The organism is Serratia sp. TMDUHS_CL, from assembly GCF_037137105.1.
Classification (GTDB): Bacteria; Pseudomonadota; Gammaproteobacteria; order Enterobacterales; family Enterobacteriaceae; genus Serratia; species Serratia nevei.
Genome location: NZ_JBBBDV010000013.1, coordinates 158718 through 170005, shown reverse-complemented (window position 1 = coordinate 170005; position 11288 = coordinate 158718). Strand labels below are relative to the sequence as shown.

At 61.2% G+C, this 11288-nt stretch carries 8 protein-coding genes; 2 read left to right on the top strand and 6 right to left on the bottom strand.

What is annotated here, in order from left to right:
- Positions 1 to 408: 408 nt before the first annotated feature.
- On the top strand, positions 409 to 1719 hold the full coding sequence (locus WCL58_RS21215; RefSeq protein WP_336851567.1) for an MFS family transporter: 1311 nt from the start codon (positions 409 to 411) through the stop codon (positions 1717 to 1719).
- 36 nt (positions 1720 to 1755) lie between these two features.
- On the opposite strand, the gene pssA is transcribed toward WCL58_RS21215, so the two are convergent.
- The 4 genes from pssA to trxC form a co-directional block, all read right to left on the bottom strand.
- Entirely contained in the window at positions 1756 to 3111 is a 1356-nt protein-coding gene (gene pssA / locus WCL58_RS21210) for a CDP-diacylglycerol--serine O-phosphatidyltransferase (protein WP_060441100.1), read from the bottom strand.
- A gap of 152 nt (positions 3112 to 3263) precedes the next feature.
- On the bottom strand, positions 3264 to 5912 hold the full coding sequence (locus WCL58_RS21205) for a bifunctional acetate--CoA ligase family protein/GNAT family N-acetyltransferase (RefSeq protein ID WP_070913743.1): 2649 nt from the start codon (positions 5910 to 5912) through the stop codon (positions 3264 to 3266).
- Positions 5913 to 5960: 48 nt separating this feature from the next.
- The gene (locus tag WCL58_RS21200; protein WP_102984233.1) at positions 5961 to 6650 is read right to left on the bottom strand and encodes a tRNA-uridine aminocarboxypropyltransferase; all 690 of its coding nucleotides are present in this window, start codon (positions 6648 to 6650) and stop codon (positions 5961 to 5963) included.
- Between the two features lie 114 nt (positions 6651 to 6764).
- Positions 6765 to 7184, bottom strand: coding sequence for a thioredoxin TrxC (trxC, locus tag WCL58_RS21195; protein ID WP_004928868.1), 420 nt, complete (start codon positions 7182 to 7184; stop codon positions 6765 to 6767).
- Between the two features lie 207 nt (positions 7185 to 7391).
- Here trxC and WCL58_RS21190 point away from each other — a divergent pair, with 207 nt between their 5' ends.
- On the top strand, positions 7392 to 8480 hold the full coding sequence (locus tag WCL58_RS21190) for a tRNA/rRNA methyltransferase (RefSeq protein ID WP_197768843.1): 1089 nt from the start codon (positions 7392 to 7394) through the stop codon (positions 8478 to 8480).
- Positions 8481 to 8540: 60 nt separating this feature from the next.
- On the opposite strand, the gene emrB is transcribed toward WCL58_RS21190, so the two are convergent.
- Complete coding sequence (gene emrB, locus WCL58_RS21185) at positions 8541 to 10079, bottom strand: multidrug efflux MFS transporter permease subunit EmrB (protein ID WP_038872860.1); 1539 nt, start codon at positions 10077 to 10079, stop codon at positions 8541 to 8543.
- 17 nt (positions 10080 to 10096) lie between these two features.
- Positions 10097 to 11269, bottom strand: a complete 1173-nt coding sequence (gene emrA / locus WCL58_RS21180) for a multidrug efflux MFS transporter periplasmic adaptor subunit EmrA (RefSeq protein ID WP_033635707.1) — start codon at positions 11267 to 11269, stop codon at positions 10097 to 10099.
- Positions 11270 to 11288: the final 19 nt, after the last annotated feature.

The following is an 11288-nucleotide window of genomic DNA, read 5'->3' as shown; positions in this document are numbered from 1 at the left end:
AGCCTTAACGCCGCGTGCGGCGGCCCCACAGGGGAGAGTCTCAGGATGAGACGAATTGTGTAGGACAAATCCGCCGGGAGCGGATTTGAACGTTGCGAAGCAACGGCCCGAAGGGGGGGCGGGCAGGACGCCCGCCATAAACTGCCAGGCATCAAACCAAGCCGAAAGCCCTGAACTGACGTTCAGGGCTTTCGGCTATGCGTAAAATGGAAAATCCCCGTTGTAACCCGCTTCATCTTTCATCTCACGATTCTATATTCATCACAAAACCAATTCATTTTTTGAATGAACTCCAGATATTCTTCGTCCGCTATTAAGTTTGGCTGTTAACTTATAAATAACAATAAAGTAACAACCAGGGCGGCAGGAAGCCGAATTTCATCATTGCTATGGCTCGGAGAACATATCATGACAGAAACAACCTCGGCTCTTGAGGGTGAGCGCGGCGTCGAACAGGGGGCGCTGGATAACAAAAAACGCATTTTCGCTATCGTTGGGGCTTCGTCAGGCAATCTGGTGGAGTGGTTTGATTTTTACGTTTACTCCTTCTGCTCAATCTACTTTGCCGCCTCATTTTTTCCGGCGGGCAACAGCACCACGCAGCTGCTGCAAACCGCCGGGGTATTCGCCGCCGGCTTCTTTATGCGACCTATCGGCGGCTGGCTGTTCGGCTATATTGCCGACAAACATGGCCGAAAAAACTCAATGCTGATTTCGGTCTGCATGATGTGCGCCGGATCGCTGGTGATCGCCTGTCTGCCGACGTATGAGTCGATCGGCAGCTGGGCACCGGCGCTGTTGTTGATCGCGCGCCTGTTCCAGGGGCTGTCGGTGGGCGGCGAGTACGGCACCAGCGCTACCTACATGAGCGAGGTGGCGATCAAGGGCCGCCGTGGCTTTTATGCTTCGTTCCAGTATGTCACGCTGATCGGCGGGCAACTGCTGGCGCTGCTGGTCTTGGTGATCCTGCAGCAAATATTGTCCGGCGAAGAGCTGAAGGCCTGGGGATGGCGTATTCCGTTTGCCCTGGGTGCCGTGTTGGCGGTAGTGGCGCTGTACCTGCGCCGCTCTCTGAATGAAACCTCCGATGCGAAGACGCGTAACCATAAGGATGCCGGTTCGCTGACGGGGCTGTGGAAAAACCGCAAAGCGTTTCTGATGGTGCTGGGCTTTACCGCCGCCGGTTCGCTGACCTTCTACACCTTCACCACCTACATGCAGAAATATCTGGTGAACACCGCTGGTATGGACGCCAAGCTGGCCAGCGCCATCATGACCGTCGCGCTGTTCGTCTTTATGCTGCTGCAGCCGGCGGTCGGCGCGTTCTCGGATAAAATTGGCCGTCGCAGTTCGATGCTGATCTTCTCGGCATTGGCCACCGTGTTGACGGTGCCAATTCTGTTTGCCCTGAAAGAGGTGACCAATCCCTTCATGGCGTTCGGCCTGATCGTGCTGGCGTTGTTCGTCGTCAGCTTCTACACCGCGATCAGCGGGCTGCTTAAAGCCGAGATGTTCCCGCCGGAGGTGCGGGCGTTAGGGGTAGGCTTGTCTTATGCGGTAGCGAATGCCCTGTTCGGTGGTTCGGCGGAATATGTCGCGCTGTCGCTGAAATCGTTCGGCGTGGAGAACGCTTTCTTCTGGTACGTTTCCGGCATGTGCCTGCTGGCGTTGCTGGTCTCACTCCGGCTGCATCGCAAAGGCAAGGAGATACAGCTGTAATAAAAACCCCGGCCTTGGCCGGGGTCAGAGTACATCTTACAGGATACGGCTAATCAGCCGATCGATGCGGATGCGCCGCAGACGGCGAATCAGCTTACGCACCTTGATCGGGTACTGCTGAATGCTTTGCAGCTCCTGATAATGGCCGACCACGGTGGTGTGGGTGCGGATGCATTCCAGCTCTTTTTGCCGCTGCTCGCGCATTTCCTGCTTGGGATCGTGGATCAGAATGGCGTTTTCCAGATCCAGCCGCCAGGCGCGCGGGTTGAGGTTATTGCCGGTGACCAGCTGCCACTCTTCGTCTACCCACATGCCTTTCAGGTGATAACTGTTATCGCCATCCTTCCACAGACGCACGATCAGCTGACCGGTGTCGACGTAACGCTGCAAGCGGCTCAGGAAGCGGCGCAGGTTGATCTCGTACAGGTAGGGCAGCGCGCCGATGATTTTGAACGGCTGGTCTTCCGGAATATAGAAGTCGTTGGCGGTTTTGTCGCCGACGATGATCTCCACCTGTTTGCCCTGGCGCAGCAGATAAATGATGTTGCGCACCAGCAGCGCCGGCAGGTTGAAATAGGGGGTACACAGCGTCAGTTTCTGGTCGGCGCACGACATCAGGTGATGAATGGTTTTATTCAGCACGCTTTGCTTGCCAAGCCCAACCAGCGGCGTCACCGCCAGCTCATCGTTACCGGCTTTACCGCGGAAGTGGTAACCGGCGCGGCGCAGGGCGAAACGGAACAGACGGGTCTCGTTTTTGATCTCCGGGCTTTTCGGCCGATCGCTGCGATCGAGGCGCTGTACGGCGCCGGCGGTGAGCAGATGCTGCTTGATGTAATCGATCAGGGTATCGGCCAACGCCTCGTTGGTAATCAGCTGGTAGCGATCGTAACGGTATTTCTCATGCTGATGCAGATAGACGTCATTGATGCTGGCGCCGCTGTAGATCACGGTATCGTCGACCACGAAGCCCTTCAGGTGCAGGACGCCCAGCGCTTCGCGGGTATTGACCGGCACGCCGTAGATAGGCACCGATTGCTCTGGATGTTGGCTGGCCATGGCGCAGTACCAGTCGGCGTTGGTATTGGCGGCGGCGGCGCCGATGCGCCCGCGCTGTGCGCGGTGCCAGTCGACCAGCACGCAGATTTCCAGCTCGGGCCGCTGCTGCTTGGCTTGATACAGCGCGTTGAGGATCTCGCGCCCGGCGTCGTCATGCTCCAGATACAGGGCCACCAGATAGATACGTTGGGTGGCGTTGGCGATGGCGTCCAGCAGCGTGGTGCGAAAGTCGGACGGCGCGTACAGCGTACGAACATCAGCAACCGTCTGGGGGAGTTTGGGCAGTTGTGCAAGGTGTTGTTGATGTTTGCTACGTTTAAATTTTGACAACATCACAGTGCGTTTCTTCTCTCATGATTGATGGCCGGAACGCCACAGGCTTAAAAACAATAAACCGAATAATCGGGCGATAATACCATTAGTTGCCTCGATTGTGCGTATGTTTTGGCGTTAAGTGGTGGATTCGTAGCGCATTGCGACGCAGGTCACTGCGCGTCGGCGGCCTGCAGCGGCAGCGTCAGATTGACGATGCCGTCCTCAAGCTGCACCTCGATGCCAAAGCCCAGCCGCTGCGCCAGTGCGATCATGCCGCGGTTATTCGGCATGGTGATGCCGCTCAGGCGAGTCAGGCCATGAGCGCGCGCATAGGCGATCATTTTCTCCAGCAGCTGACGACCCAGGCCCACGCCTTTCAGATCGGAACGCACCAGCACGGCGAATTCGGCGTCGGTGTTGTCCGGATCGGACAGCGCGCGGGTCACGCCGATGATCTCGTCTGCGCGCACCGCTACAAAGGCCATTTCTCGATCGTAGTCGATCTGCGTCATGTTGGCCAAATCGTCATGGGTAAACTCGTTGATCTCGCTGAAGTAGCGATAATAGAGATCTTCCTTGGTCACTCTATCGATGAAATGCTTCAGCGCCGGCTCGTCTTCCGGCAGGATTGGGCGGAACAGGCATTGGCTGCCGTCTTTCAGCGCGATGGTCTCTTCCAGCTCCTGCGGATAAGGGCGGATCGCCAGCCGCGCCTGCGGATCGCCGCTGAACGGCGCGAGTTGCATCGAAACGTCCAGCAGGGTGAACTCGCTGCCGGAGGCCAGCACCGGGTGAATATCCAACCGGGCGATCTCCGGGCAGTCGAGGATCAGGTTGGAGACCTGCACCAGCAGGCGGCTCAGCCCAGGGATATCCAAAGGCCGCAGCGCGCTGCGCCCGCGGATCTTGCCGCCTTTCACCGCCTGCAGCACCAGATAACGCGCCAGCGCCATGTTCAGCGGCGGCAGCGCGACCGCCACCTGATTTTCCTGGCGCCACTCTACGCCGCCTTCGCCCAGCATGATCAGCGGGCCGAAAATCGCATCCTGCTCTACCGCGATGCGCAGCTCCTGGGCACCGGCGCGGTTGGCCATGCTCTGTACCAGCAGGCCATGGATACGCGCCTGGGGGTAGGTGCGCTTCACGCGGTCGAGGATCGCCTCCGCCGCGCGCTGCACTTCGGTCGCGGTGCGCAGGTAGAGCATGACGCCCTGAACTTCCGATTTATGCGGGATATCCGGCGAACGCAGCTTCAGCGCCACCGGGTAGCCGATCTGTTCGGCAATGTGCACCGCTTCGGCGCTGTCCTCGGCAATCCAGGTCGGCAGGGTGCTCAGATCGTAGGCCTGCAGGATGGATTGCACCTCGTGGGTATCCAACTGGGTGGCGCCTTCGGCCAGCGCCTGATGGATAAGGCGGTGGGCGTCGGCGGTGTTGGCGGTGAGGCCGACCGGCAGCGCCGGCGTCTCTTTCAACTGCTTCTGGTTGCGGCGATATTCCACCATATGCATAAAGGCGGTCACCGCGCCTTCCGGCGTGCGGTAGGTGGGAATGGCGGCCTCGGTAAATAACCGGCGCGCCTCTTGCGAAGAGTATTCGCCGCACCAGTTGGTCAGCAGCGTGATGCGTTTGCCGCGCGGATGGCGGTGCAGCGCCTCGATCAGCCGCTGCGCCGTGGCGGTGCCCGGCGCCGCCGCGCTCGGCGCGTGGATTAACAGCAGCGCGTCATAGTCGTGGCTGTCGAGCAGCGCTTCGATTGCCGCCAGGAAGCGCTGCGGCGTGGCATCGTCGCGCAGGTCGAGCGGATTGCCGGCGCGGATGAAATCCGGCAGCGCGTCGCTCAATGTCGCCAGGCTCTCATCGCTCAGCGTGGCCAACTTGCCGTTGCGTCCGAGCAGTTCGTCCAGTGCCATCGCCGCCGGCGCCGCCCCGTTGCTGACGATCATCAGCCGCTCGCCGCGCAGCGGATGCATATGGCTGAGGGTTTCCACCGCCGAGAACAGCTCATGGGTATCCTGCACGCGCAGCAGGCCGGCGCGCTGGATGGCGGCGTCATAGGCGGCGTCCAGCCCCAGCTGGCTGTTGAGCAACAGCTGCGCCTGTTGGCTGCGGCCGCTTTTGATCACCAGAATGGGCTTGTTGCGCGAGGCGCTGCGCGAGGCGGAGAGAAAGCGCCGCGCATCGCTGATGTTTTCCAGATACAGCAGAATGGCGCTGGTCTTGCTGTCGCGCGCCAAAAAGTCGAGCAGGTCGTCGACGTCGATGTCCAGGCTGTCGCCCAGTGCGATAAAGTAAGAGAAGCCGACTTCGCGCTGCTGCGCCCAGTCGAGAATGGTGTTGGCCACGGCGGCGGACTGCGAGATAAACGCCAGCTTGCCCTTTTGGATCGGCACCGGCGAGAAGCTGGCGTTGATGCCCTGCCACGGCGCCAGCAGCCCCAGGCTGTTGGGGCCCAATAGCCGCATGGCGTAGCGCTGCGCGCAGGCCTTCAGCTCGGCAAACTGTTCCGGCGGCGAAGAGAGTACGATGGCGGTTTTACAGCCGCGTTGGCCCAGCGCTTCAATCAGCGCCAGATTGCGTTTGGCGTGGGTGCAGATGATCGCCAGATCCGGCGTCAGCGGCAGGCTGGCGACGTCGGGGTAGGCCATCACGCCGCAGACCGCCTTGTAGCGCGGCGTGACCGGCAAGATGGGCCCGCCGAAACCGCCGGCCAGCAGGTTGCTCATCATCAGGTTGCCGGCGCGGCCGGGCTGCTGCGAAGCGCCCAGCACGGCGATCGATTTGGGACGTAGTAGCGCTTCTAACCCTCGCTGGCTCATGCACGGCTCCTTTTGGCAACGTTACGCCTGATTTTAGGCGCTTTCTGGCTACATTGCTGTGACCGGTGCCTCCGGCCGGGTCGGTTTTCCCGCCAGATATTGTTGACGGAAATAGCGGAAATGCTGATTCAATCCGTCGGCGGCCGGCAGATCGCCCGCCTGTTGCAGCAGGGCGGCGGCCACTTCCGCCGTGCAGTGTTGCTCGGCGCGGCTGGCTTCGCGCAGCTGGTAGTCCGATGCCGCGTCGACGTTGAGGGAAAACACCGGGAATTGATTGAGGTATGGGCTTTTACGGAACATTTTGCGCGCTTCCGCCCAGGTGCCGTCCAGCATGATGAACAGCGGCGGTTTGCCACCGGCGGGCAGCTCGCTGAACACCGGCCGTTCGGCGTCGGCGTAGGAAGCGGGGAACACCACATAAGGCTGCCGCGCCGGATCGTTGATGGCCGCCAGCAGGGCCGGATCGACTTCGGTGCGCGACCAGAGGAACGCCTGGGTGTCCGGCAGGATATCGGCGATCAGGCGGCCGGTGTTGCTGGGCTTGAGCGGCTCGGCGCCGAACATGAGCAGGCAGAAACGGCTGCCGGCCTGCTGCGGGCGAATGGTGTCGCATAGGCAGTTTTTATGCGGCAGCAGGCAACCCTGACAACGCGCCACCCGGCAACCGCGCGCCAGAAAAGGGCGGGTGGCGCGGTCTAAACGGAATTGGCGCAGGCGAAGTACGGCGTTGTCGGTCATAACGATCCCGGGGAAAAACCGCCATTGTAACGCAGAAAAAAGCCCGCCGGGAGGGGCAGGCTCGATCGGGGCGCGTTCGCGCGCGATGGCGGGATACGGCCTATACTTGCCGAATCACACTAACTCGTTGAGCCAGTTGTCAAACGGCGCTTTTGGCATCGCGCCGTTGAGCATGTCGACCATCTTGCCCTGACGGAACACCATGATGGTCGGGATGCTGCGGATGCGGAAACGGGCGCTCAGTTCCGGCTCGGCTTCGGTGTTCACTTTCACGAAGCGCACTTTGCCGGCGCGCTCTTCGGCCACGTCTTCAAAGATCGGCGCAAAGCTGCGGCACGGGCCGCACCATGGCGCCCAGAAATCGACCACGACCGGCAGATCGTCCTGCAGCAGCTGGTCCAGCGTGGCGGCGGTGGCGTTGATCACTTCACCGTCGAAGAGCTCATGGCCGCAGCGGCCGCATTTCGCGTTGTCCGCCAGACGTTCTTCCGGCACGCGGTTGGTGGCATTGCAAGCTGCACAAACTGTATTCATGTTGACCTCGGGTACAGAGAAAGCATGGTCCCCGCAACGCAGTTGCAGAGATGTTTCTTTAATACTGACAATTATCGGCAAAACCCGGCGCATGAACAATGAGGTTTGTTCAATGGATGTGATAGTTGGGAGCTTTTAGCGCAAGTTGGTGGCTTCATGCACCAACATCAGGTAATCTTCGCGCCCTGCGCGTTGGTGGAGAAGACAATGAACGATTCATTTAGTGGCAAGAACGGTAAAGTCAAAGTGATGTACGTCCGCAATGACGACGACAACGGCGACGACCGCAACAAGAATAAACGTCCGGCCGGCAAAGGCCGTCCGGCTGACGGTGCGCGCTCGGGCCGCACCGGTCAAGACAAGGCGCGCGGCGGCAACGATCGCCGCGGCGCCGACTCCCGCCGCAGTGAAAGCGATCGTCCTCGCCGTCCGGCGCGCTCTGAAGATCGCGGTGGCAACGAGTCGCCGTGGAGAACCGTTTCGCGCGCGCCGAATGAAGAGCCGGCGTTCGATCACGGCGGTATCAGCGGCAAAAGCTTTATCGATCCGGAACAGCTGCGCCGTCAGCGTGCGGAAGAAACCCGCGTTTACGGTGAAAACGCCTGTCAGGCGCTGTTCGCCAGCCGCCCGGAAGCGATCGTGCGCGCTTGGTTCGTGCAGTCGGTCACCCCGCGTTTCCGCGAAGCGCTGCGCTGGATGGCGGCTAACCGCAAGGCTTACCACGTGGTGGATGAGGAAGAGCTGGCCAAGGCTTCCGGCACCGAGCACCACGGCGGCGTCTGCTTCCTGATCAAAAAGCGTCAGGGCCTGGATGCGCAGACCTACCTGAAAAGCGCACCGGCGACCGACTGCGTGCTGGCGCTCGAAGAAGTGGGTAACCCGCATAACCTGGGCGCTATCGTCCGTTCTTGCGCTCACTTCGGCGTCAACGGCGTGCTGCTGCAGGATCCGGCGCTGCTGGAATCCGGCGCGGCGGTGCGTACCGCAGAAGGCGGCGCGGAGCACATCAAGGCGATCAACGCCGACGATTTCCTGTCGGTGCTGGACACCTTCCGCAAGGCGGGTTACACCATCGTTACCACCTCCAGCCACAAAGGCACCGCGCTGGCGCAGGCCAAGCTGCCGGCCAAGATGGTGCTGGTGCTGGGCCAGGAACGTGACGGTCTGAGCGACAGCGCCTGGCAGCAGGGCGACATGAACGTGTCTATCGGCGGCACCGGCAAGGTGGAAAGCCTGAACGTTTCCGTAGCGACCGGCATTCTGCTGGCGGACTGGTGGCGTCAGAATCAGGCGTAATCTGTTCTACGTCGGATAAAAAAACGGGCGCCCCAGGGCGCCCGTTTCGTTTATTGAAGCTTAGTGAGCGCCGCCGCCCCCACCGCCGCCGGAGCTGAACGGCGGTTTCGCCACCCACACCAGCACCAGCAGCACCAGGAATACCCCGGCCGACAGCCAGAAGATCTCGTTGGCGGAGATGATCAGGCCCTGAGCGGTGATCTCGTTGGCGATATACGCCGACGCTTGTTGTTTGCTCATGCCGAGCTGCTCCAGCTGCCGGTACATCTCCTGCGACTGCGGGTTGTACGGGTTGACGAACTCCGTCAGCTGCGAATGGTGCTGCGATTCGCGCTGCGTCCACAGGGTGGTGGTGATCGAGGTACCGATCGACCCCGCCAGCGTTCGCGTGAAGTTCGACAGGCTCGACGCCGCCGCCATGCGTTCCGGCGGCAGGCCGGACAGCGTGATGGTGGTCAACGGCATGAAGAAGCAGGCGATGGCGAAGCCCTGGACAAACTGCGGCCAGGCGGAAGCGCCGAAGTCCATGCCCGGTTCAAATGTATAGGCGCGCCAGTAGAAGCACACGGCATACATGATGAAGCTGAAGGTGACCAGCCGGCGCATGTCGAGCCGGTTGCCGAACTTGCCGATGATCGGCGACAGCAGCACCGGGATCAGCCCAACCGGCGCCGACGCCAGCCCCGCCCAGGTGGCGGTATAGCCGTACACCTCTTGCAGCAGCTGCGGCAACAGCACGATGGCGCCGAAGTACAGCATGTAGGCCAGGCTGATACACAGGCAGCCGATGGTGAAGTTGCGCGACTTGAACAGCGACAGATCCACCACCGGATGGTCGTCCGTCAGCTCCCACACCACCAGGAACAGCAGTGCCACCACCGCGACGACGGTGAGCGTGATGATCTCGGTCGAGTTGAACCAGTCCAGCTCCTTGCCCTGATCGAGCATGATCTGCAGTGAACCGATGCCGACGATCAGCAATACCAGGCCGACGGTGTCGATCGGTTTGATCTCGGTTTTGGTTTCCCGCCCCTTCAACGTCGCCATCGCCGCCACGATCACGAAGACGCCGATCGGGATGTTGATGAAGAAGATCCAGCCCCAATGGTAGTTGTCGCTGATGTAGCCGCCGAGGATCGGCCCAAAGATCGGCGCGACGATAACGGTCATCGACCAAAGCGCCAGGGCCATCGCTCGCTTGGCGGGCGGATAGTTGTTCAGCAACAGGCTCTGCGACAGCGGGATCAACGGCCCGGCCACCACGCCCTGGATCACGCGGAAGAAGATCAGCATGCCGAGGCTGTTGGAGATGCCGCACAGCCAGGAGGCGAGGGCGAACAGCGCGGTGGACCAGAGGAACAGCCGCACTTCGCCGAAGCGCTTCGCCAGCCAGCCGGTGATCGGAATCGAGATGGCGTTCGCCACGCCAAACGAGGTGATCACCCAGGTGCCCTGCGAGTTGGAAGACCCGAGGTTACCGGAAATGGTGGGGATCGCCACGTTGGCGATGGTGGAGTCCAGCACCTGCATGAAGGTCGCCATGGCGAGCGCGACCGTCATCCAGGCAAGCTGGGCGCCTTCAAGCGGTTTCTGTGGCAAGATGGCCTCCCGCGCGCTTAGCCGGCGTTCGCATGGATCACGTCGGCGATCAGCTGGTTAACCGGCGCCAGATTCAACGCCAGCGCATCGCTCTGATACAGCGGTTTGTCGCGCACCACGTCGGCCAGCACGCGGCCGTCCAGGTTGGCGGTGTCGACGGTCACCAGCGTAGAAAGACCGATGCGCAGCGGATGATCGGCCACCTGCTTGGCGTCGAGCTCAATACGTACCGGCAGACGTTGCACTACCTTGATCCAGTTGCCGGTGGCGTTTTGCGCCGGCAGCAGGGAGAAGGCGCTACCGGTGCCCATGTCGATACCGGCCACTTTGCCCTGATACACCACGTCGTCGCCGTAGACGTCGCTGACCACCGTCGCCGGCTGGCCGATGCGCATGTTGGCGATCTGGGTTTCCTTGAAGTTGGCGTCAACCCAAATGTGATCGGCCGGCACCACCGCCATCAGCGGCGAACCGGCGGCGATCTGCGCGCCGACCTGCACGCTGCGGCGCGAGACATAGCCGGTGATCGGGCTGATCACTTTGGTACGCTGCAGCGCCAGCCAGGCATCGCGCATCTGCGCGGCGGCCTGTTGGATCGCCGGCTGCTGTTCCAGCGGGGTGTTCAGCACCATCGCCTGATTGGCGTTGTATTGCTGCACCGCCACTTCCAGCGCGGCCTTGGCACTGTCGACCGCATCGCGAGCGTGTTGCAGCTCTTCGCGGCCGATGGCGTCAACGCTGCCCAGCACCACGCGGCGCTTCAGATCGTTCTCGGCCTTGCTCAGATCGGTCTTGCGCAGGGCGATGTTGGCCTGATACTGCTTGCTGTTGATGATCAGCTGGTGGGTCTGACGCACGCTGTTGGCCAGGCCGGTCTTGGCGCGTTCAAACGCCTGCTCGGCATCGGTCGGATCGAGCGTCAGCAGCACGTCGCCCTGCTTGACGTAGTCGGTGTTGTCGAAATTGACGCTGTTCACGCTGCCGGACACCTGGGCCATGATCTGCACCTGGTTGCCGGAGACGTAGGCGTCGTCGGTTTCCTGGTGATGACGCAGCACCAGGAACCAATACACTAAGTAAGCCACCCCTATAACAATGAAAATAACCGTCAGCAACAGCAGCCAAAATTTACGCTGCTTCTTTTTGCCGTTCGGCTGCTGCGGGTTTTGGATTTCCGCGCTTGCGCTCATGGTGTTCTCCAAGCCTTAT

Bases quoted from the DNA above. Each gene is read 5' to 3' on its own strand.
- WCL58_RS21215 (WP_336851567.1), top strand. From the start codon at position 409: ATGACAGAAACAACCTCGGCTCTTGAGGGTGAGCGCGGCGTCGAACAG.
- pssA (WP_060441100.1), bottom strand. From the start codon at position 3,111: ATGTTGTCAAAATTTAAACGTAGCAAACATCAACAACACCTTGCACAA.
- WCL58_RS21205 (WP_070913743.1), bottom strand. From the start codon at position 5,912: ATGAGCCAGCGAGGGTTAGAAGCGCTACTACGTCCCAAATCGATCGCC.
- WCL58_RS21200 (WP_102984233.1), bottom strand. From the start codon at position 6,650: ATGACCGACAACGCCGTACTTCGCCTGCGCCAATTCCGTTTAGACCGC.
- trxC (WP_004928868.1), bottom strand. From the start codon at position 7,184: ATGAATACAGTTTGTGCAGCTTGCAATGCCACCAACCGCGTGCCGGAA.
- WCL58_RS21190 (WP_197768843.1), top strand. From the start codon at position 7,392: ATGAACGATTCATTTAGTGGCAAGAACGGTAAAGTCAAAGTGATGTAC.
- emrA (WP_033635707.1), bottom strand. From the start codon at position 11,269: ATGAGCGCAAGCGCGGAAATCCAAAACCCGCAGCAGCCGAACGGCAAA.